Here is a 21,471-nt window from a genome sequence, read left to right as displayed (position 1 = left end):
TCCAGCTGATTTCGGGCGCGTTGAACTCGGGCCGCGTCTTGTGGTCGGGGATGTTCCTCCCGTCATAATGATTGCCGTTGGAGACGATCGGATAACCGTAGTTCGAGCCTTTCTCGATGCGGTTGAATTCGTCGCCGCCGCGCGGGCCCATCTCGTGCGTCCACAGCTGACCGGCCTTGTCGAACGCGATGCCGAGCGGGTTGCGATGGCCGAACGACCAGATCTGGGAGGTGATGCGGCCGCGATCGTAATACGGGTTGTCGGCCGGCACTCCGCCGGCGTCGCTCAGCCTGATCACCTTGCCGAGGTTCATGTTCATGTCCTGCGCCGGCGTGAATTTCTGGCGGTCGCCGCTGGTGATGAACAGATACCCGTCGGGCGAGAAGGCGAGGCGGTGCCCGAAATGGCCGCGGCCCGCGACCTTGGGCTCCTGCCGCCAGATCACCTGCAGGCCGTCGATCCGGCCGCCCCCCTGCGCATCGAGGACGAGCTTGCCGCGCCCGACCGCTGCGCCGCGCGTGTCGTCCGGTCCGGCTTCCGCCCAGCTCAGATAGACGAAGCCGTTGTTGGCGAAATCCGGGTGGAGGATCACGTCGCCGAGGCCGCCTTGGCCGCCATGATCGACCTGCGGCGTGCCGCCGATCGTGCCGATCCTGCCATCCTTGTTGAGCAGGCGGAGCTGGCCGCCCTGCTCGGTGACGAGCAGGCGATCGTCGGGCAGGAAGATCATCGCCCAGGGTTGGTTGAAGTGCGCCATCGCCGCGACCTGGAATGCCGGCGCCGAAGCTTGGCCGTTTCGGGCGTCGTTCGCGACCGCCTCGCCGCCGCCGCCGCAGCCGACGAGGATCAGCGCGCAGGCGGTGGCGGTGAGCAGGTTTCGCATCGCTTTCTCCAGCAAGGGTTCATTCACAACGAACCTTTCACAAAGGCCGGGGTTGCGTCACATACAGTGTCATTTGTTGCGCGTCTGGACCAACTTTGCCGATTAGCCCGATTTCAGTGAGCCTGCTGTCGCTCGCGACCGCGGTGCCCGGGACCATCCTCCCCCAGACCGAGGCGAAGGCGCTCGTGCGCCGTCTGTTCGGCACACGCACCAGTCGCTTCGACAGGCTCGAGCCGGTGTTCGACAATGCCGGCATCGTCAAGCGCCACATCGTCCGCCCGCCGGCCTGGTATGAGCAGGACCATGGCTGGCGCGAGCGCAACCAAGTCTATCTCGAGGCGGCCGAGGCGCTCTACGAGGAGTGCGCAGCCAAGGCGCTTGCCGCCGCCGGCGTCGCGCCCGACGAGGTCGATGCGCTCGTCACCGTCTCGACCACCGGCATCGCGACGCCGAGCCTGGAGGCGCGGGTCGCCGGCCGGATGGGGTTCAGGAGCGATGCCGAGCGCGTGCCGATCTTCGGCCTCGGCTGCGCCGGCGGCGTCGGCGGCCTCGCGATCGCGGCACGGCTTGCGGCCGGCGTGCCGGGCAAGACGATCCTGTTCGTCACGGTCGAAACTTGCTCGATCTCGATCCGGCTCGACAAGCCGAGCAAGGCCAATATCGTCGCGACCGCCTTGTTCGGCGATGGCGCCGCGGCCTGCGTGCTGCGCTCCGGCACCGCTCCAGGCGGCGGCATCGCCACCGTCGGCGCGGGCGGCGAGATGCTCTGGCCCGAAACGCTCGGCATCATGGGCTGGGACGTCGAGGACCCGGGCCTGGGCGTGATCTTCGACCGTTCGATCCCGCCGTTCCTCGAGCAGCATATGGCCGAGGCTGTCGGAGCGATCGCGGCCAAGAGCGGCGTCGCTCCCGACGAGATCGACCGCTTCATCTGCCATCCCGGCGGCGCCAAGGTGATCATCGCGCTCGAGCAGAGCCTCGGCGTCGGCCAGGGCGCGCTGGACCACGAGCGCGAGGTGCTGCGCGACTATGGCAACATGTCCGCCCCGACCGTGCTGTTCGTGCTCGACCGCGTGATCCGGGCGGGCATGCCGGAGCGCATGATGCTGCTCGCGCTCGGCCCCGGCTTCACCGCCAGCGGACTGCTGCTGTCGCGGCCGCAATGATCGATTTGCCGATATGACCGATTTCCCACTATGACCGACTTCAAAGTCGCCATCGCGATCCTGGCGTTCGTGACATTGCAGCGGCTGGCGGAGCTGGCGATCGCGCGGCGCAACACGCGGCGCCTGCTGGCGCGCGGCGCGCATGAGGTCGGCGCCGGCCATTATTTGCTCATCGTAGCGCTCCATGGTTCGTGGCTGGCGGGGCTGTGGTGGCTGGCGCCCGGCCGGCCGCTGATCTGGCCGCTCGTGGTCGCTTACTTCCTGCTCCAGCCGCTGCGGCTCTGGGTGCTCGCCAGCCTCGGCGGGCGCTGGACGACGCGGATCATCATCCTGCCCGGCGCGCCGCTGGTGCGCAGCGGCCCGTTCAGGCTGGTTCGCCACCCCAATTATGCGATCGTCGTCGCCGAGATCGCATTGCTCCCGCTCGCTTTTGGCCTGTGGGAGATGGCGGTGCTCTTCTCTTTGCTCAACGCTGCATTGCTCACCGTCCGCATCCGCACCGAGGAAAAGGCGTTGCAGGCATCTCGATGAATGCCGTTCGCTCACCGCTTTTTTCCGGCCGGGCCTCGATCATTCCTCCCCCTTGATGCGACCTCTGCAAAACTCCGTTCGCGGTGAGCCTGTCGAACCGCTTTCCTTTCTTGCCCAGAGAAGAAAAGGCCTTCGACGGGCTCAGGCCGAACGATTTTTTGGTAGTTCGGCACCTTTTACAGCGGTCCCAGCGAGCGAGAGGGCTGTTGTGGCCTGCTTCACGCTTTCGGCGGAAGCGCGAAGCGCTTCCACCTCAAAGGATCGGGCTCTATGACTGGGGTATGAAATGCGCTCCGCTCCTGTCGCTCGCGCTGCTGCTCGGCCTGGCTGCGGCGGCTCCGCCTGCGCCGGCTGCTTCGTCGAGTGCAGCCGCGAGCGTCGAAGCCGAACAGCGCGCCGTGCTGGCGGAGCTGGAGCGTCTCAGCGCCGCAAGCAAGCTCCAGTCCGAAGAGGGCAAGGCCCTCCTTACCGGCGAGGCCTCGGACTGGATCTCGCCGGACCTGGGAGGCGGGCTCGCCAGCGACAAGCTGATCCAGATCTCCCCCGAACGGGCCGTCGCGCGCGTTCCGGCGGGGAAGGTTCCGCAGGACACCTACACCTATCTGCAAAAGGTCGATGGCCGCTGGAAGGTTTCGGCCGAACGGACCCTGGCGCTGAGCTACCTGCTGCGCGAGTATAAGGAGGATCTCGAAAGCAAGCCCGCCGCGACGGCGGATCAGCAGGCTCTGCTCAGGAACGTCCGCCTGACCGTGGCAAGCGATGCCGAGCTCGCCGCCTGGTTCGCACGCCACGGCGCCGAGCTCGAGGCGATCAAGAACGATTATGTCGCGGCCGGATCGAGCGACTGGGTGATCGCCAAAGGCGAGGGCAAGGCGGGTCCGCTGGTCGATCGGCTGCGGGCGCTCGGGCTGGCCGGGATCGGTCGGTCCGAGCCCGGCTTTGTCCAGGTCGTCATCGGCGGCGTGCTCGACAATGCAGTCGGCTTCCTGTTCGACGGCGGCAAGCCGCCGCCGCGCCCGTCGCCTGACGATTATATCTGGATCGAACCGCTGGGCGGCGGCTGGCATCTGTTCCGGACCAGCTGAACGATTGCGGGCACGCGGCTGCATCTGCGATCACTCTTGCCCCGCGCGGCTTGCAGGCCTATATGGGAGCTGCCTTTCTCGACATCGCTAACATGTTGAGGCTGGTCCCAGAGTGGGGCCGGCGGCAGACGGCTTTTATTCCGGCCCCGCGGGCTGGACTTGTGGATGCGGAGTGCGGATGGCGGAGATCGCCGAATTGACCAAGCTGATCGAGCGCGAGGCCGAGGCCGAAGGGCTCGCGCTGGTGCGCGTCAAGATGTTCGGCGGTACCTCCGACCCGACCCTCCAGGTGATGGCCGAGCGGCCCGACACGCGCCAGCTGACCTTGGACGATTGCGCGCGGCTGTCGCGGCGGTTGTCGGACGTGCTCGACGAGCTCGATCCGATCGAGAATGCCTATCGGCTCGAGGTCAGCTCGCCGGGCATCGATCGTCCGCTGACCCGGCTCCGCGACTTCGACGACTGGCGCGGCCACGAAGCGAAGGTCACGCTCGGCGAAGCGCTCGACGGCCGCAAGCAATTCACCGGCGAGCTGATCGGCACCGACGGCGATCAGATATTGATCCGCGTCGCCAGCGGCGAGGCGAGGCTGCCGTTCGCCAAGCTCCATTCGGCCAAGCTCGTCATCACCGACAAGCTGATCGCCGCCACCGCACCCCTCTTGTCCGTCGAAGCGGACGAGATCGTTTACGAAGGGTCGCCTACTGAAGGCGGCGACCCGATCAAGCTAGAAGGATAGTTACAATGGCCACCGCCGCCGTTTCAGCCAACAAGGCCGAGCTGATCGCGATCGCCGATTCGGTCGCGCGCGAGAAATTGATCGACCGCGCGATCGTCATCGAGGCGATGGAGGATGCGATCCAGCGCGCCGCGCGCGCCCGCTACGGCGCCGAGAACGACATCCGCGCCAAGCTCGATGCGACCACCGGCGATCTGCGCCTGTGGCGGGTCGTCGAGGTCGTCGAGCAGGTCGACGATTATTTCAAGCAGGTCAGCCTCGAGGATTCGCAGAAGCTGCAGCCCGGCGCGCAGCTCGGCGACTTCATCGTCGATCCGCTGCCGCCGATCGAGTTCGGCCGCATCGCCGCGCAGGCCGCCAAGCAGGTCATTTTCCAGAAGGTGCGCGATGCCGAGCGCGAGCGCCAGTATGAGGAATTCAAGGATCGCGCCGGCGAGATCATCACCGGCGTCGTCAAGCGCGTCGAGTTCGGCCACGTCGTCGTCGACCTCGGCCGCGCCGAGGGCGTCATCCGCCGCGACCAGCAGATCCCACGCGAGGTCCTGAGGGTCGGCGACCGCGCCCGCGCGCTGATCCTGTCGGTGCGCCGCGAGAACCGCGGCCCGCAGATCTTCCTCAGCCGCGCCCACCCCGATTTCATGAAGAAGCTGTTCGCGCAGGAAGTGCCGGAGATCTACGACGGCATCATCGAGATCAAGGCCGCCGCGCGCGACCCGGGCAGCCGCGCCAAGATCGGCGTGATCAGCCACGACAGCTCGATCGATCCGGTCGGCGCCTGCGTCGGCATGAAGGGCAGCAGGGTCCAGGCGGTCGTCCAGGAAATGCAGGGCGAGAAGATCGACATCATCCCCTGGTCCGAGGACCTCGCCACCTTCGTCGTCAACGCGCTGCAGCCCGCGACAGTCGCGCGCGTCGTCATCGACGAGGAGGAGAGCCGCATCGAGGTGGTCGTCCCCGACGACCAGTTGAGCCTCGCGATCGGCCGCCGCGGCCAGAATGTCCGCCTGGCGAGCCAGCTCACCGGCTCGGCAATCGACATCATGACCGAGGCCGATGCCAGCGAGAAGCGCCAGCGCGAGTTCGTCGAGCGTTCGGAGATGTTCCAGACCGAGCTCGACGTCGACGAGACGCTCGCCCAATTGCTGGTCGCCGAAGGCTTCGGCGCGCTCGAGGAAGTCGCTTATGTCCAGGTCGACGAATTGAGCTCGATCGAGGGCTTCGACGAGGAGCTCGCGGGCGAGCTGCAGAATCGCGCGCAGGAAGCGCTCGATCGCCGCGAGGAAGCGGCGCGTGTCGAGCGCCGCGGCCTTGGCGTCGAGGACGATCTCGCGACCATGCCCTATCTCACCGAGCAGATGCTGGTGACCCTGGGCAAGGCCGGGATCAAGACGCTCGACGATCTCGCCGATCTCGCGACCGACGAATTGGTCGCGAAGAAGCGCAACGAGCCGCGCCGCCGCCAGGAAAGCTCGCGCAGCAACGAGGACAAGGGCGGGCTTCTCTCCGAATATGGCCTCAGCGAGGAGCAGGGCAACGAGATCATCATGGCCGCCCGCGCGCACTGGTTCGAGGATGAAGGGGAGGACGCGGTTGCGGCAGACTCCCAATGAGGGCCTAAGCGGGGCTCACACCAGCGGGCCTGGCACCAGCGGGCCTGACACCGTCGAACGGCAAGCTGCCCAACGGCAACCCGATGGTCGCGGCAGCGCAAAGCTGCGCGGCGACCATGAGCCCGAGCGCAAATGCGTGCTGTCGGGTGCGCATGGCGCGCGCGACACATTGATCCGGCTGGCGCTCGGCCCCGACGGCAGTGTCGCGCCCGACGTGCGCGCGCGCGCTCAGGGCCGTGGCGCCTGGATTGGGGTCGACCGCGCGACGCTCGAGGGGGCGCAGGCGAAAGGGCGGTTGAAGGCCGCGCTGGCGCGGGCGTTCAAGACCGGCGAGCTCACCATAGCCGACGATCTCGGCGCCCGCATCGAGGCCGCGCTGCGCCAGGCCTTGCTCGATCGGCTCGGGCTCGAGGCGCGCGCCGGCACCTTGATCACCGGCAGCGAGAAGATCGAGACCGCCGCCCGGCGCGGCGAGGTCCACCTCCTGCTACACGCCGCCGACGCGGGCGCCGATGGCTCGGCCAAGCTCGATCAGGCCCTGCGCATGGGGGGGCGCATGGACGGTCGAAGCGACGACGGCGGCGAAGAAGAGCATCGCCAAGGGCTGGTTTTCCCAGCGGAAAGAGCCATATTGTCGTTAGCGCTTGGCCGGCAAAATGTGGTACATATTGCCATAATTGAGCGTGGTGCGGCCGCACGAGTCCGTCAATTGCTTGCTCGGTGGCGCGCTTTTATCGGACCTGTTCAGGGATCAGAGCGCTTCCCGCCGAAGCGGGAATCACTCTCGCGGTCGCCCGAATCCACGGATTAAGGCGCTCTGGACGAATGTTTTAGCCAGACGAATGTTTGGCGCACGAATGAAGTTTTGGTTTTGCCGAAGAGGGCAGGTTCGCCGGATGCGACGGCGAGTGAAATAGAGTGAAGGGCAAGAATGAGCGATACGACAGATAAGCCGAAGCTTGGCACGCGCGCACCTTTGGGTCTGAAGCGCACGGTCGAGACCGGAAAGGTGAAGCAGAGCTTCAGCCACGGCCGTTCGAACACCGTCGTGGTCGAGGTCAAGAAGCGCCGCGTGCTTGGACGTCCCGGAGAGGCCGAGGCGCCCAAGGTCGAAGCCGCGCCCGCACCCGAGCCGGTCGCGCCTGTCGTCAAGGCGCCGCCCGCTGCTCCGGCACCGACGCCCCAGCGCCCGCTCGCGCGTCCGCCGAGCGACCCCACCACGCGCCGCGAGCTTCAGGAGAGGCTGCTTCGCGAGGCCGAAGAAGCGCGGATGAACTCGCTCGAGGAAGCGCGCCGCCGCGAGGATCGCCAGGCGGTGCAGGCCGGCGAGGACGAGCGCCGCCGCGCCGAGGAAAACCGCCGTGCCGAGGAAGAGCGCGCCGAAGCCGCGCGTCTCGCCGCCGAAGCGGAAGCCGCCGAGCAGGCCCGCCGGGCCGAGGAGGCGGCGAGCGCGCCGGCCGCTGCGCCTGCAGCACCGGCGACCGCCGACGACGAGGAGGAAGGCGCCCGCGGGGCCGCCGCTCACGGCCGTCCCAAGCCGGGCACCAAGCGGCCCGAGCCGGCCCGTCCGGCGCGTGGCCACGTCGACCGCCGCCAATCGGGCAAGCTCACCGTCACGCGTGCGCTCGACGATGGCGAAGGCGGCGTCCGCGCCCGCTCGCTCGCCGCGCTGAAGCGCGCGCGCGAAAAGGAAAAGCGGGCCCACCAGCAGTCGGGGCCGCAAGCCAAGCAGGTCCGCGAGATCGTGGTGCCCGAGGCGATCACCGTCCAGGAGCTCGCCAATCGCATGGCCGAGCGCGCTGCCGATCTGGTCAAGTCGCTGTTCAAGATGGGCGTGGTCGTCACGCTCAACCAGACGATCGACCAGGACACCGCCGAATTGCTCGTCACCGAGTTCGGCCATGTCATCAAGCGGGTCAGCGAATCGGACGTCGACATCCAGAGCGAAGCCGATGTCGATGCCAACGAGACCTTGCTGGCGCGTCCGCCGGTGGTCACGATCATGGGCCACGTCGATCACGGCAAGACGTCGCTGCTCGATGCGATCCGCGGCGCCGACGTCGTCTCAGGCGAAGCCGGCGGCATCACCCAGCATATCGGCGCCTATCAGGTCACGCTGCCCGACAAGTCGAAGGTCACCTTCCTCGACACGCCGGGTCACGAGGCCTTCACCGAGATGCGCGCGCGCGGCGCCAACGTCACCGACATTGTCGTCTTGGTGGTGGCCGCCGACGATGGCCTGCGGCCGCAGTCGATCGAGGCGATCAACCATACCAAGGCGGCCGGCGTGCCGATGATCGTCGCGATCAACAAGGTCGACAAGCCCGGCGCCAATGCCCAGAAGGTCCGCGAGGAGCTGCTCCAGCACGAGATCGTCGTCGAGCAGATGGGCGGCGACGTCCAGGACGTCGAAGTCTCGGCGCTGAAGAAGACCAACCTCGAGGGGTTGCTCGAAGCGATCCAGCTCCAGGCCGAGCTGCTCGAGCTCAAGGCCAATCCCGAGCGTGCCGCCGAAGGCGCGGTGGTCGAGGCCAAGCTCGACAAGGGCCGCGGCCCGCTCGCCACCGTCCTCGTCCAGCGCGGCACGTTGCGGGTCGGCGACATCTTCGTCGTCGGCGCGATCAGCGGCAAGGTCCGCGCGATGATCGACGACCGCGGACGGCAGGTGAAGGAAGCCGGCCCGAGCCTTCCGGTCGAGGTGCTCGGCCTGTCGGGCGTACCGTCGGCCGGCGACACCTTGTCGGTGGTCGAGAACGAGGCGCGCGCCCGCGAGGTCGCCGCCTACCGTCAGGGCCTGCTCGACCGCAAGCGGACGACCAGCGCCCCGGCCAATCTCGACACGATGTTCTCGGCGCTGAAGGAGAATCAGGCGATCGAATTCCCGCTGGTCGTCAAAGGCGACGTGCAGGGCTCGGTCGAGGCGATCGTCAACGCGGTCAACAAGATCTCCAACGAGGACATCAAGGTTCGCGTGCTGCACTCTGGTGTCGGCGGCATCACCGAAAGCGATGTCACCCTGGCGCGCGCGTCGGGGGCGCCGATCATCGGCTTCAACGTCCGGCCCAACGCCAAGGCACGCGAGATCGCCGAGCGGGACAAAGTCGCGCTGCAATATTATGATGTCATCTACGATCTCACCGATGCGGTGAAGGCGGCGATGGCGGGCCAGCTCGGACCGTTGATGATCGAGAATGTCGTCGGGCGCGCCGAGGTCCGCGAGGTCTTCTCCGCCGGCAAGCACGGCAAGGCGGCGGGCCTGCTCGTCATCGAAGGCTATATCCGCAAGGCGCTGCGCGCCCGGATCATGCGCGACGACGTCATCATCTACAACGGCGCGATCGCCTCGCTGCGGCGCTTCAAGGACGACGTCCCCGAGGTCCGCGCGGGCCTCGAATGCGGCGTCACGTTCGAGAACAACACCGACATCAAGGCCGGCGATTTCCTCGAGACCTACGAAGTCGAGGAGCGCGAGCGCACGCTGTAATGCTCCCCCCGGGGAAGCATCTTTAGCCTCTCTCCCCCGGTGGGGTGCGGCCGCCGGTCCGTGCCCCGCACGGGGGAATTTGGAATTTAGACATGCGTCAGAATGAAAGCCCCGAAGGGCGCTCGGTGCGCCTGCTGCGGGTCGGCGAGCAGGTCCGGCACGCATTGTCGGACATCTTGATCCGCGGCGACGTGCACGACGACGTGCTCGCCAGCCACAGTGTCTCGATCACCGAGGTGCGGATGTCGCCCGACCTGCGCCACGCCACCGTGTTCGTGAAGCCTTTGCTCGGCGCCAACGAGGCCGAGGTGCTCGCCGCGTTGAAGAAGCACGTCCGCTATCTGCGCGGGGAGGTCGCGCGGCGGGTCAACACCAAATATGCCGCGGCGCTGAAGTTCCTGCCCGACGAGAGCTTCGACGAGGGCAGCCATATCGACACCATCCTGCGCTCGCCGACGGTGGCGCGGGATCTTGGCGCCGATGGCGAAGCTGAGGATGCGGACCGGGCGTGAGCCTCGGCGCACCAATGGCCGAAGGGAGCGCGCGGATCGAGCCGCTGCGAGAGGATCATCGCGAGGCGCTGCGTGCGGCCTGCGCCGAGGATGACGAGATCTGGGAGATCTACCCCTCGCGCTTCTTCGGCGCCGAGTTCGACATGTCGTTCGAGAAATGCTTTGGCGATCCGCGCAGCATCGCCTTCGCACTCTACGAAGGCGATGCTTTGGTCGGGATGAGCGCTTTCCTCGGCATCGACGAGCCGAACAAGGCGCTCGAGATCGGCCGCACCTATCTCGCGCCGCGGGTGCGCGGCAGCGGCTTCAACCGCCGCATCAAGCGGCTGATGCTCGACCGCGCCTTCGCCTGCGGCTTCACCCGCGTCGAATTCCGGATCGACACGCGCAATGCCAGGTCGATGGCCGCGGTCGAGAAGCTCGGCGCGCGGCGTGAGGGCGTGCTCCGCGCCAATCGCATCACCTGGACCGGCCATGTCCGCGACACCGCGATCTACTCGATCCTCGCCGAGGAATGGCAGCGATGAACGCCGCGGGCGAGGGGGCAATGCTGAACGGCTGGCTGGTGATCGACAAGCCGGAAGGGCCGGGCTCGACCCAGATCGTCTCGGCCGTCAAGCGGGCGCTGCGCGAGGGCGGCTATGCGCGGGCCAAGGTCGGCCATGGCGGGACGCTCGATCCACTCGCGAGCGGCGTGCTTCCGGTCGCGCTCGGCGAGGCGACCAAGTTGAGCGGCCACATGCTCGGCGCGCACAAGGCCTATGAGTTCACGATCGCCTTCGGCGCGGAAACCGACACGCTCGACCGCGAGGGCGAGGTCGTCGCGACCAGCGCTTGCCGGCCGACCTTGGCGCAGATCGAGGCCGTGTTGCCGCGCTTCACCGGCGCGATCGAGCAGGTGCCGCCGGCTTATTCGGCGCTCAAGATCGACGGCAAGCCCGCTTATGCGCGGGCGCGGGCGGGCGAGGCCCTGGAGATGAGATCGCGAGCCGTCACGATCCACAGCCTGAGCATCGCCCCGCCAGCGGCCCCGCTGCAAAAGGAGCCGAGTCACCTCAAAACCGTTCAGCCTGAGCTTGTCGAAGGCCTTTCCTTCTCTGAGCTAGAAAGGAAGGCGGTTCGACAAGCTCACCGCGAACGGAGTTTTGCAGAGGTCCCGCAAGCGGCAGAAGCAGCGCCCGGCGCTGGAGAGGAAGGGGAGGCGCGTTCCTCAATCACCCTTCTCGCTCATGTCTCCAAGGGCACCTACATACGCTCGCTCGCGCGCGACATCGCGCATGCGCTCGGCACGGTCGGCCAGGTCACCTTCCTGCGCCGCCTCCAGGCCGGCTCGTTCACCTTGGAAGCCGCGATTTCACTGGACAAATTGAGCGAACTCGCTAATGCGCGCGAGCTTGAACAGGCACTCTTGCCGCTGACGGCAGGGCTGGACGACATCCCGGCTCTCGCTGTCACCCCCGACCAGGCAAGGCTGCTCCGCCAGGGGCAGAGATTGGCCGGGATTGCCGCAAAGCCAGGGCTCCATCTAGCAACCGACTGCTCTGTTCCGGTTGCGCTTGTGGAGCTTTCCGAAGGTGAGCTTCGGGTGGTGCGCGGCTTCAACCTGTAATTTTGAAAGGAATGGACGATGTCGGTTTCAGCCGAGCGCAAGCAAGAAATCATCAACGACAATGGCCGCAAGAGCGGCGACACCGGTTCGCCGGAGGTCCAGGTCGCGATCCTGACCGAGCGGATCAACAATCTCACGGCGCATTTCAAGGCCCATGCGAAGGACAATCACTCGCGGCGCGGCCTGCTGATGATGGTCAACAAAAGGCGCTCGCTGCTCGACTTCCTGAGACGCGAGGATCACGCCCGCTACAGCGATCTGATCACCAAGCTCGGTCTTCGTAAATAATCCCAAACGGCCCGCCCTGCGGGCCGTTTCGTCATTTCGGGCAGCCGCAATCCGGCGGTGCCCGGAGCAGGGCCGCAAGGTCCGAAAAGCCGGGCAATGTGCCCGCACGGAGCCCCATCCAAGGACGGGCTCCACCCTTGGGCGGACGCGCATTCGCGTCGGCCCGCAGGCCACCGCCAGCATCCGGCTGACGGTGCGTTGTAAGGAAAAGCAGATGTTTGATACCAAGAAAGTAGAAATCGAGTGGGGCGGAAAAACCCTGTCGCTCGAAACCGGCCGGGTCGCGCGTCAGGCCGACGGCGCCGTGCTCGCCACGATGGGAGAGACCGTCGTGCTTTGCGCCGTCACGGCCGCAAAGAACGTCAAGCCGGGGCAGGATTTCTTCCCGCTGACCGTCCATTATCAGGAAAAATTCGCTGCCGCCGGTCGTATCCCGGGCGGCTTCTTCAAGCGTGAGCGCGGTGCGACCGAAAAGGAAACGCTGACCAGCCGGCTGATCGATCGCCCGATCCGGCCGCTGTTCCCCGAAGGCTTCTACAACGAAGTGCTCGTGATCGCGCACGTCCTCTCCTACGATGGCGAGAACGAGCCCGACGTGGTCGCGATGATCGCGGCGTCCGCTGCGCTCACCCTGTCGGGTGTCCCGTTCATGGGTCCGATCGCTGCCGCTCGTGTGGGCTATGCCGACGGCGACTATATCCTCAATCCGACGCAGACGGAGGTCAAGGACGGCGATCTCGATCTCGTCGTCGCCGGCACCCGCGATGCGGTGATGATGGTGGAATCGGAAGCCAAGGAGCTTTCCGAGGACGTCATGCTCGGCGGCGTGATGTTCGCCCATCGCGAAATCCAGAAGGTCATCGACGCGATCATCCGCCTCGCCGAGCAGGCCGCCAAGGAGCCCTGGGAGCTTGCTCCTGCGCAGGACACCAAGGCGATCAAGGAAAAGCTGCGTTCGATCATCGGCGAGGATCTCGCCGCAGCCTACCGGCTGACCGACAAGCAGCAGCGCCAGACCGCGATCAACGAAGCCCGCACCAAGGCGCGGGAAGCGCTTGCCGACATGGAAGCTTCGGACCCGGCCGGTTATCTCGGCGCGCTCAAGCTGGTCAAGAAGCTCGAGGCGGACATCGTCCGCGGCGCGATCCTCAAGGACGGCCGCCGCATCGACGGCCGCGACACCAAGACGGTGCGTCCGATCGAGGCGATCGTCGGCTTCCTGCCGCGCACCCACGGCTCGTCGCTGTTCACCCGCGGCGAGACCCAGGCGATCTGCACGACCACCCTGGGCACCAAGGACGCCGAGCAGATGATCGACGGGCTCGAGGGCCTCTCCTACCAGAACTTCATGCTCCACTATAATTTCCCGCCTTATTCGGTGGGCGAAGTGGGCCGCTTCGGTGCGCCAGGCCGGCGCGAGGTCGGTCACGGCAAGCTCGCCTGGCGCGCGTTGCGCCCGGTGCTGCCGACGGCGGAGGAATTCCCCTACACGATCCGCGTCACCTCCGACATCACCGAGTCCAACGGCTCCTCGTCGATGGCGAGCGTCTGCGGCGGCAGCCTGTCGCTGATGGATGCCGGCGTCCCGCTCAAGCGGCCGGTCTCGGGCATCGCGATGGGGCTGATCCTCGAGGGCAAGGATTATGCGGTCCTCTCGGACATCCTCGGCGATGAGGATCATCTCGGTGACATGGACTTCAAGGTCGCCGGCACGTCGCAAGGCATCACCAGCCTGCAGATGGACATCAAGATCGCCGGCATCACCGAAGAGATCATGCGCACCGCGCTCGATCAGGCCAAAGCCGGCCGCGCCCACATCCTCGGCGAAATGGCCAAGGCGCTGGGCGAGGTCCGCTCCGAGCTTTCGGCGCACGCTCCGCGCATCGAGACCTTGCAGATCGACAAGTCGAAGATCCGCGAAGTGATCGGCACCGGCGGCAAGGTGATCCGCGAGATCGTCGCGCAGACCGGCGCCAAGGTCGACATCGACGACGAGGGCCTGATCAAGATCTCCTCGTCGGACCTCAGCCAGATCGAGGCGGCCCGCAAGTGGATCCTCGGCATCGTCGAGGAGCCCGAGGTCGGCAAGGTCTACACCGGCAAGGTCGTCAACATGGTCGACTTCGGCGCGTTCGTGAACTTCATGGGCGGCCGCGACGGCCTCGTCCACGTCTCCGAGATCCGCAACGAGCGGGTCGAGAAGGTGTCCGACGCGCTCTCCGAAGGCCAGGAAGTCAAGGTCAAGGTGCTCGAGGTCGATCCGCGCGGCAAGGTCCGCCTGTCGATGCGTGTCGTCGATCAGGAGACCGGCGCCGAGCTCGAGGACACGCGCCCGCCGCGCGAGGACCGCGGCCCGCGCGGTGATCGTGGCGATCGCGGCGATCGTGGTCCCCGCCGTGACGGCGAAGGCCGTGGCGACCGCGGTGACCGCGGCGACCGCGGCCGGGGCCGTGGCCCGCGCGGTGGTGGCGGCGACCGCGGCGATCGCGGTCCGCGCGGCGAGGGTGGCGGCAACAAGGACGGAGGCGGCGATCCCGACTTCGCTCCCGCCTTCCTCACCCGCGACGACGATTAAAAAATCCTCCCCACTGGTTCGTGGGGAGGGGGACCACATGAAATGTGGTGGAGGGGGGTTTCTCGAACCTCGAAGAGGCCCCTCCACCGCTTCGCGGTCCCCCTCCCCTGCAACCGCAGGGGAGGAATTCCTCCCGCTTTAGACACAAAAAAAGGGGCCCTTCGCGGGGCCCCTAATTTTTTAGTCTGAAGTCGGATCAGTTCGAATTGGCTTCGATCGCATCCGCTTTCGCTTCGCCGGCGTCCTCGACGGCGTCGGCCTGGTTCTCGAGCGCGTCGGCCTGGTTCTCCAGCGCGTCGGCGGTGGCGCCGACCGCATTGTCGGCGGCCTCTTGGAGCGCGTCGGCCTGGTTCTCGATCGAATCGGCGGCGTTCTCGGCGGCATTCTCGACATTTTCGGCGGCCGGATTGCTGTTGCAGGCGGCGAGCGCGGCAAAAGCGGCCACGGCGAGAGCTTTGGAAGCGATCTTCATTTGGTCAATCCCCTTGTTGGTGACGCGTCGTCATAGAGCAATGCGAGGCTCGTTGCCATAATGTGCGGCGGGCGATGCGGCAAGCCGTGCCGCGCTCGTAACGACATTGCCGTCTCTGGGCCGTCCCTGCGCGGGAAAGCGCGCTTTATAGCTGGGGGAGATGCGGAAGTGGGGAGCTTCTGTTGCCCGGTGCTCCCCGTACCGCTGGTTTCCACTTCTGTTGCCCGGCGTGGTCCCTGCCGCGCTTTTGTCTTTGTAACTTCACCCGTGAGGGATCAGTTACGCAGCAATCGCAAGAGCCTCGTTATCGTTGGCACTTGTGGTTTTGAGCCTATAACGGCTTACTCAGGCCGGGCAAAAACAGCGCTTTTGAACACACGTCGATCCTAGTTCGGCCCCGTCAGGACCGGCTGAATGAGCCGGTTTTGGTGGAGCCGCCGGGTACCGCCCCCGGGTCCGCTGCGTCTATTGCACGCCGCAATTTATCGCCATAGCCGGGCGAACCCGGCAGACCCTATATAGCGATACGAGGCTGAATTTAAAGTGACTGGATCGCGCCGGCCGGCGCAATAACGTTGCGGGTGCGGCTGCGAGTGCCTAACTCCCGCAATGGCTACGCCCGCGCTACCGGCTTTTGAAAGGGAATGGATATGACCCGCGCTCGCCTGATGTCGGCACTTCTCGCCCCCGTCGCGATCGTCTCGCTCTCCGGCTGCGGCGTCAACTCGATCCCGACCGCCGAGGAGGAGGCCAAGGCGCGCTGGGCCGACGTCCAGAACCAGTATCAGCGCCGCGCCGACCTGATCCCCAACCTCGTCGCTAGCGTGCAGGGCGCGGCCGCGCAGGAGCGCAACGTGCTGCGCGAGGTGACAGAGGCGCGCGCCCGCGCGACCCAGACCACCTTGTCGGCCGAGCAATTGTCCGATCCGGAGGCGGTGCGCCGCTTCAGCCAGGCGCAGGGCCAGCTCACGACCGCGCTGCTGCCGCTGCGTCAGCTCCAGGAGGCCTATCCGGACCTCAAGACCAACCAGAATTTCCTCGCGCTCCAGTCGCAGCTCGAGGGCACCGAGAACCGCATCGCCATCTCGCGGACCGACTACAACAAGGCGGTGCAGAATTATAACACGCGCATCCGCACCTTCCCGGACGTGATCGGCGCCAAGGTCTTCTACGGCGCCAAGCCGATGGTGCCGTTCGAGGCCGTCACCCCCAACGCCGAGCGCGCGCCGACGGTGAGCTTCGACACGTCGACCAACTCGACCAAATAGCCGGAGCGTTGCGGCGCGCATGAGGAACCTTCGGCTGACATGAGCCCGCTCCGATTTCCTTCATTGCTGAGCCTGCTGCTGGCGTTTTTGCTCGGGGCGGTTGCGGCGCAGGCGCAGGAATTCCCCAAGCTGACCGGCCGGGTCGTCGATGTCGCCAATCTGCTCGATCCCCAGCAGGAAGCGGCGCTCGCCGCCAAGCTCGAGGCGCTCGAGAAGGCCAGCAGCCGGCAATTGGTCGTCGCGACGGTGCCCGATCTCGGCGGCTATCCGATCGAGGATTATGGCTATCGGCTCGGGCGCGCCTGGGGGATCGGCCAGAGCGAGGCCAACAACGGCACGATCCTGCTCGTCGCGCCCGCCGAGCGGAAGGTGCGGATCGAGGTCGGCTATGGGCTCGAGCCGATCCTCACCGATGCGCTGACGGCGCTGATCATCCATAATGCCGTCCTGCCGCGCTTTCGCGAGGGCGACATGGCCGGCGGCATCCTCGCCGGCGCCGACGCCGTCATCCAGCAGCTCCAGGCGCCGCCCGAGGAGGCCGAGCAGCGCGCGCTTGCCGCGGCCGCGGCGGCGCAAGAGTCGCGCCAAAGCGGCGGCGGTGGCGGCTCGCTGTTTCCGCTGATCTTCTGGGGCGTGGTGCTGGTCTTCATCGTCATCCCGATGCTGCGCGGCCGCGGCCGTGGCCGCCGCACCCGCCGCGGCGGCATGCCCGTCGTCCTGTGGGGACCGGGGCTTGGCGGCGGCGGTGGCGGCTTCGGTGGTGGTGGGGGCGGTTTCGGCGGCTTTGGTGGTGGCGGCGGGGGCTTCTCGGGTGGCGGCGGCTCGTTCGGCGGCGGCGGAGCGTCGGGAGGATGGTGATGCTGAGGCTGAGCGAGGCCGATCATGTGCTGGTCACCGCGGCGGTGACCGAGGCCGAGCGCAAGAGCGACGGCGAGATCGTCACGATCGTCGCCGACCGCTCGGACGCCTATCACGACGTCGGCCTCCATTATGCGGTGCTGGCGATGCTGCTCGTGCCCGCGATGCTCGCGTTCGTTCCGCAAGCCTTGATCGACTGGGCGATGGGGCAGATGCTCGGCTGGAACGCGATGCTGACGCGCGGCACATTGATGGCCCTGCTGTTCATCAAGCTGACCGCGGTCTTCCTGATCGTCCGCTACGCGCTCGCCTACATGCCGCTCAGGCTCGCGCTCACCCCGGGCGCGACCAAGGCGCGGCGCGTGCGGCGCCGTGCGGTGCAATATTTCAAGGTCGGCGCCGAGCGGCGGACTGTCGGGCGGACCGGGGTGCTGCTCTACCTCTCGCTCGCCGAGCATCGCGCCGAGATCGTCGCCGACCAGGCGATCCATTCGAAGGTCGCGCCCGAGACATGGGGCGATGCGATGGCGGTTTTGATCGCCGCGGTGAAGGCCGGCCAACCCGGCGAGGGGATGGCCAAGGCGGTCGCGATGATCGGTGACGTGCTCGCCGAGCATTTCCCCAAGAGCGGCACCGACCGCAACGAGCTTCCCGACCGGCTCGTCGAATTGTGAGGTGCAAATCGTGAGGGGCGAGCATGAGTGACCCCGCCGAGGAGCAGGGCGAGGAGATCGTCTGGCAGGGCAAATATATCGCCGCCAAGCGCAAGGGCCGTTGGGAATATGTCTCGCGCACCCGCGGCGTCAGCGCAGCGGTGATCGTCGCGCTGGTCGCGGGCGACGTGCTGCTCGTCGAGCAATATCGCGTGCCGCTCGGCTGCAGCTGCCTCGAGCTCCCCGCCGGCCTGGTCGGTGACGACACCGAGGGAGAGGAGGTCGAGGCGGCTGCGATCCGCGAACTCGAGGAGGAGACCGGCTACCGCGCCGAGCGGATGATCAACCTCGGCCGCTTCCACGCCTCGCCCGGCATGTCGTCCGAGGGCTTCACCCTGGTCCGCGCCGAAGGGCTGACCAAGGTCGGCGACGGCGGCGGCGTCGAAGGCGAGGAGATCATCGTCCACCGCGTGCCGCTCGGCGACATCGCGGGCTTCGTCGCGCGCAAACGGGCGCAGGGCGTGGCGATGGACGTCAAATTGCTGCTGCTGCTCGGGAGCGGCATGCTGGCCGAGCAGCGCACGTCAGAGCCGTCACAGGTCCGTTCCGGCTGAGGCCGCCGAAGCGGCCTAGAGCCTGATCGTTTGAGGTGGAAGCGCTTCGCGCTTCCGCCGAAAGCGTGAATCAGGCTCTATTCATATGGTTGAGACCTTGATTCACATTTCAGGCTGATTCAGCCTGAAACGATCAAGGTCGAGCAAACGCGGGCTTGCGCCAGCGCGTGCTGGAGTCAGACGGCCTGGGCCCCCAGCGCGTCGGATGCGCTCGCTTTTTCTTCGATGATCTGGGCGCGGCGTTTGTCGCCGCGCTCGCTGCGGGCGGCCATTTCGCCCCAGCTCGCTTCGGAACGCAGCCAGCGATCGCGGACATTGTCGAGCGTGGCGGCGCTGGCGCTGGCGCGAGCCTCCGCGGCGCGGGCCAGGTAGAAATCGCTCTGTGCCGACATGATGGTCTCCCGATCGCAAAAAAGAGGCGGATGCCGAATGGCACCCGCCCTTGTTTCCCCTCCGCGCAAGCGGAGGCGGCGGCTTAGGCAGCCTGCAGATTCACTGCGCTGGTCTTGCCGCGCTGGTCGTTCTCGAGCTCGTAGGTGATGCGCTGCTCTTTCTCGAGCGTGTGCATCCCGGCGGCTTCGACCGCGCTGATGTGGACGAAGGCATCCTTGCCTCCGGCTTCATTGGTGATGAAGCCATAGCCCTTGGCGGTGTCGAAAAATTTCACGGTTCCGGTAGGCATATTACATTCCTTCTTGTTGGAGGGACCGGAAGGCGGTCCCCTGATGCTAGGAGAAGCGAGAGAAGGAAAAAGGAGCCGCAAAGCGCCAGAGACCGTTCAAATTGCGACTGTAGCAGATCCTATATAGATCATTATGGCCAAGAATGACAGGGGCTTCGTGATTTAACCCCGGAAAGCGCGGAAAACGGCGGTTTTTCCCCCGTCGGTCGGGGCGCGCCTCCTCCTATTCCTCCCCCTCGATGGGATCAGTGCGAAATCGCGTCGCTCCGCCGCGGCTTTCATATTATGTTCGTGCGAGGACTCGGGGGAAATCGAACATGAGCGATGGCGAAGCCGTGGCGGCGGCCAATGTCGAGCAGATACCGGTGCCGCCGCGGCCCAGAATCGTGACCGCGGAGCTGGAGCGGATCGCGCAGGCGGTGCGCGCGCACTGCCCCAAGGACACCACGATCAGCTTCGAATATGACGACCGCCTGCAGATCAACATCGACATCCGCAAGCTCGAGGATCTGATGGCCGTGGAAGGCGTGCTGCCGACCTTGCTCGGCGGCATCTTCACCAAGCTCCAGCGCGGGCTGGTCGACAACCGGCCGTTCCAGCACCGCCTGACCGCCGACGTCGACTGCTAAACTAGGAGTCGCCGGCCAGCCGGCCGTGTCCTCAGCCGCGCTGGCGCGCGATCCATTGGTCGACGTTGCGCTCCAATATGTCGAGCGGCACCGGCCCGGACAGCAGCACCGCGTCGTGGAAGCCCTTGATGTCGAAGCGGTCGCCGAGCGCGGTCCGCGCCCGCTCGCGCAGCTCCTCGATCTTGAGCTTGCCGACCATGTAGGCGGTCGCCTGGCCGGGATAGACGATGTAGCGCTCGATCGCCTTGACGATCCCGCCGGGCGCGTCGGCGCTGTTGTCCTCGACATATTTGATCGCCTGCGCGCGGGTCCAACGCTTATGGTGGAGGCCGCTGTCGACCACCAGCCGGATGGCGCGGTGGAGCTCGAGCTGGAGCCGGCCGAAATCGCGATACGGGTCCTTATACTGGCCCATGTCCTTGGCGAGCCGCTCCGAATAGAGGCCCCAGCCCTCGATGTAGGCGGTGAAGCCGCCGAACCGCCGGAACGGCGGGACGTCGGCGCCAAGCTCGGTCTGGACCGCGAGCTGGAGGTGATGGCCCGGAATGCCCTCATGGTAGAACAGGGCTTCGATCTCCGAGCCCGGCATGTCGGCCATATTGTAGAGGTTGACGTAATAGGTGCCGGGGCGTGAGCCGTCTGGCGCCGGGCGCTGGTAGAAGGCCTTGCCCGCCGACTTCTCGCGGAACGGCTCGACCGGCTTGACCAGCAGCGAGGATTTGGGGAGCGTGTTGAACCAGGCCGGCAGCAACGCCTCCATCTCGCGGTTCGCCTTCTCGGTCTCGGCGAGATAGGCCTGCCTGCCGGCCGCCGTGTTGGGCAGCAGCAGGCTCTTGTCGGTGCGCATCCTGACGAAGAATTGCTGGAGCGTGCCGGTGAAGCCGACGCGGCGCATGATCGCCCGCATCTCGTCGTGGATCCGCTCGACCTGTCGTAGCCCGAGGCTGTGGACCTGGTCGGCATCCATGCCGCTGGTGGTGTAATAGCGCAGCAGCGCCGCATATTGCGCGGCGCCGTTGGGGAAGCGCCAGATGCCGTCGTCGTTGCCGGCGGCCTTGCGCTGCTCCTGCATCAGCACGATCACGCGCCGGTAGGCCGGCTCGATCTCCTCGATCATCGCCTTGCGCCCGGCCGCGATCAGCCGCGCCTTCTCGGCCGCGGGCGCGTCGAGCTTGCCGATCTTGGCCTTGTAATCGGCGAACAGATCGCTGTCCGGGCCGCGGCCATAAGGTGCGCCCGAGATGATGTTGCGCGCGTCGTCGATGACATAGGGATAGACCCATTTGGGCGGCAGCGCGCCCTGGGCCTGGCGGTCGCGCGCCTCGGCGATCGCCTGGTCGAGATAGGTGTCGAGCGAGCGCAGGCGCGCCAGATAGGCTTCGGCATCGGCGAGACTGTCGACGCGATGGATGTTGATCAGGAAGGCCGGCCCCTCGCTCTGGGCGCCGTTCATCTGGTCGAAGACATAGGCCTGCTTGCGGAACGGGAAGATCAGCTCGGCCCGCTCGACCATGTTGACGAAGATGTCGTAGCTCAGCTGGTCCTCGGGCGAGAGCCGCGCCCGATCGAAGCGTGCCCGCAGCTCGGCGAGGGTGCGCAGATCGAGGTCGCGTTTGGCAATCGCCGCCGCCTCGCCATATTCGTCCCACCGCCCATAATCCTGGTCGCGAATGGCGCGGTACGCCTTGGTCATCGGCGAGAGGGCGAGATCGGCCCGGTCATAGGCTTCGAACAATGCGGCCAGGGCGGAATCGTGCTGCGCCGGGCCAGCGGCGGGCGCGGCGGGCGCGGCGGGCGCCGCCGCCGGAGCGGC

General features: G+C 66.7%; 22 protein-coding genes and 1 other RNA gene. 17 read left to right on the top strand and 6 right to left on the bottom strand.

From position 1 onward, the window contains the following. A partial coding sequence (locus V6M48_RS12740) for a PQQ-dependent sugar dehydrogenase (RefSeq protein WP_332812905.1) occupies positions 1-883 on the bottom strand: 883 nt, incomplete at its 3' end. 116 nt (positions 884-999) lie between these two features. On the opposite strand from V6M48_RS12740, the gene V6M48_RS12735 reads away from it, so the two are divergent. The 12 genes from V6M48_RS12735 to pnp all read left to right on the top strand — a co-directional run bounded on the left by V6M48_RS12735 (position 1,000) and on the right by pnp (position 14,482). Beyond that, positions 1,000-2,049, top strand: coding sequence for a type III polyketide synthase (locus tag V6M48_RS12735; protein ID WP_332812904.1), 1,050 nt, complete (start codon positions 1,000-1,002; stop codon positions 2,047-2,049). 30 nt (positions 2,050-2,079) lie between these two features. Then, positions 2,080-2,580 carry an isoprenylcysteine carboxyl methyltransferase family protein gene (locus V6M48_RS12730; protein ID WP_332812903.1) on the top strand — a complete coding sequence of 167 codons (501 nt, stop codon included), beginning with the start codon at positions 2,080-2,082 and terminating at the stop codon, positions 2,578-2,580. A 281-nt stretch (positions 2,581-2,861) separates the two neighbouring features. After that, positions 2,862-3,665, top strand: coding sequence for a hypothetical protein (locus V6M48_RS12725; protein ID WP_332812902.1), 804 nt, complete (start codon positions 2,862-2,864; stop codon positions 3,663-3,665). 178 nt (positions 3,666-3,843) lie between these two features. Beyond that, positions 3,844-4,404 (top strand): ribosome maturation protein RimP, encoded by a 561-nt coding sequence (gene rimP, locus V6M48_RS12720; RefSeq protein WP_332812901.1) that lies wholly within the window; start codon positions 3,844-3,846, stop codon positions 4,402-4,404. Positions 4,405-4,409: 5 nt separating this feature from the next. Further along, a complete protein-coding gene (gene nusA, locus V6M48_RS12715; RefSeq protein ID WP_332812900.1) occupies positions 4,410-6,014 on the top strand; it encodes a transcription termination factor NusA in 1,605 nt (534 codons plus the stop codon). Between the two features lie 103 nt (positions 6,015-6,117). Continuing rightward, complete coding sequence (locus V6M48_RS12710) at positions 6,118-6,825, top strand: DUF448 domain-containing protein (protein WP_332812906.1); 708 nt, start codon at positions 6,118-6,120, stop codon at positions 6,823-6,825. Positions 6,826-6,945: 120 nt separating this feature from the next. Beyond that, complete coding sequence (infB, locus tag V6M48_RS12705) at positions 6,946-9,498, top strand: translation initiation factor IF-2 (protein WP_332812899.1); 2,553 nt, start codon at positions 6,946-6,948, stop codon at positions 9,496-9,498. Positions 9,499-9,590: 92 nt separating this feature from the next. After that, positions 9,591-10,010: a 30S ribosome-binding factor RbfA gene (gene rbfA, locus V6M48_RS12700; protein ID WP_332812898.1), complete on the top strand. Its 420-nt coding sequence runs from the start codon at positions 9,591-9,593 to the stop codon at positions 10,008-10,010. Positions 10,011-10,024: 14 nt separating this feature from the next. After that, positions 10,025-10,537, top strand: coding sequence for a GNAT family N-acetyltransferase (locus tag V6M48_RS12695; RefSeq protein ID WP_332812897.1), 513 nt, complete (start codon positions 10,025-10,027; stop codon positions 10,535-10,537). Beyond that, on the top strand, positions 10,534-11,619 hold the full coding sequence (gene truB, locus V6M48_RS12690; RefSeq protein ID WP_332812896.1) for a tRNA pseudouridine(55) synthase TruB: 1,086 nt from the start codon (positions 10,534-10,536) through the stop codon (positions 11,617-11,619). Before V6M48_RS12695 ends, truB begins: the two co-directional genes overlap by 4 nt. A gap of 18 nt (positions 11,620-11,637) precedes the next feature. Next, positions 11,638-11,907, top strand: coding sequence for a 30S ribosomal protein S15 (gene rpsO, locus V6M48_RS12685; protein WP_332812895.1), 270 nt, complete (start codon positions 11,638-11,640; stop codon positions 11,905-11,907). Between the two features lie 214 nt (positions 11,908-12,121). After that, positions 12,122-14,482, top strand: coding sequence for a polyribonucleotide nucleotidyltransferase (gene pnp / locus V6M48_RS12680; RefSeq protein WP_332812894.1), 2,361 nt, complete (start codon positions 12,122-12,124; stop codon positions 14,480-14,482). A 196-nt stretch (positions 14,483-14,678) separates the two neighbouring features. On the opposite strand, the gene V6M48_RS12675 is transcribed toward pnp, so the two are convergent. Together V6M48_RS12675 and ssrA are read right to left on the bottom strand one after the other, a co-directional pair. Then, the gene (locus tag V6M48_RS12675; protein WP_332812893.1) at positions 14,679-14,954 is read right to left on the bottom strand and encodes a hypothetical protein; all 276 of its coding nucleotides are present in this window, start codon (positions 14,952-14,954) and stop codon (positions 14,679-14,681) included. A 206-nt stretch (positions 14,955-15,160) separates the two neighbouring features. Beyond that, positions 15,161-15,501: a transfer-messenger RNA gene (gene ssrA, locus V6M48_RS12670) on the bottom strand. 103 nt (positions 15,502-15,604) lie between these two features. Between ssrA and V6M48_RS12665 the strand changes: the two genes are divergently transcribed. From V6M48_RS12665 to V6M48_RS12650, 4 genes are read left to right on the top strand one after another with little or no spacing between them, the layout of a single operon-like run. Further along, complete coding sequence (locus V6M48_RS12665; RefSeq protein WP_332812892.1) at positions 15,605-16,222, top strand: LemA family protein; 618 nt, start codon at positions 15,605-15,607, stop codon at positions 16,220-16,222. Positions 16,223-16,261: 39 nt separating this feature from the next. Continuing rightward, a complete protein-coding gene (locus tag V6M48_RS12660) occupies positions 16,262-17,080 on the top strand; it encodes a TPM domain-containing protein (protein WP_332812891.1) in 819 nt (272 codons plus the stop codon). After that, complete coding sequence (locus V6M48_RS12655) at positions 17,077-17,754, top strand: TPM domain-containing protein (RefSeq protein ID WP_443019107.1); 678 nt, start codon at positions 17,077-17,079, stop codon at positions 17,752-17,754. The genes V6M48_RS12660 and V6M48_RS12655 overlap by 4 nt, the downstream gene beginning before the upstream one ends. Before the next feature lie 23 nt (positions 17,755-17,777). After that, positions 17,778-18,347 (top strand): NUDIX hydrolase, encoded by a 570-nt coding sequence (locus V6M48_RS12650; protein WP_332812889.1) that lies wholly within the window; start codon positions 17,778-17,780, stop codon positions 18,345-18,347. Between the two features lie 176 nt (positions 18,348-18,523). On the opposite strand, the gene V6M48_RS12645 is transcribed toward V6M48_RS12650, so the two are convergent. Both V6M48_RS12645 and V6M48_RS12640 read right to left on the bottom strand, forming a co-directional pair. Next, positions 18,524-18,739: a hypothetical protein gene (locus V6M48_RS12645; RefSeq protein ID WP_332812888.1), complete on the bottom strand. Its 216-nt coding sequence runs from the start codon at positions 18,737-18,739 to the stop codon at positions 18,524-18,526. Positions 18,740-18,822: 83 nt separating this feature from the next. Beyond that, positions 18,823-19,029 (bottom strand): cold-shock protein, encoded by a 207-nt coding sequence (locus V6M48_RS12640; RefSeq protein ID WP_332812887.1) that lies wholly within the window; start codon positions 19,027-19,029, stop codon positions 18,823-18,825. Positions 19,030-19,346: 317 nt separating this feature from the next. Here V6M48_RS12640 and V6M48_RS12635 point away from each other — a divergent pair, with 317 nt between their 5' ends. Next, positions 19,347-19,658, top strand: a complete 312-nt coding sequence (locus V6M48_RS12635) for a hypothetical protein (RefSeq protein ID WP_332812886.1) — start codon at positions 19,347-19,349, stop codon at positions 19,656-19,658. Between the two features lie 31 nt (positions 19,659-19,689). On the opposite strand, the gene V6M48_RS12630 is transcribed toward V6M48_RS12635, so the two are convergent. Beyond that, a partial coding sequence (locus V6M48_RS12630) for a DUF885 domain-containing protein (RefSeq protein ID WP_332812885.1) occupies positions 19,690-21,471 on the bottom strand: 1,782 nt, incomplete at its 5' end.

This window comes from Sphingomonas sp., assembly GCF_036677245.1.
Lineage (GTDB): Bacteria > Pseudomonadota > Alphaproteobacteria > Sphingomonadales > Sphingomonadaceae > Allosphingosinicella.
This window is presented reverse-complemented; position numbering and strand designations above follow the sequence as displayed.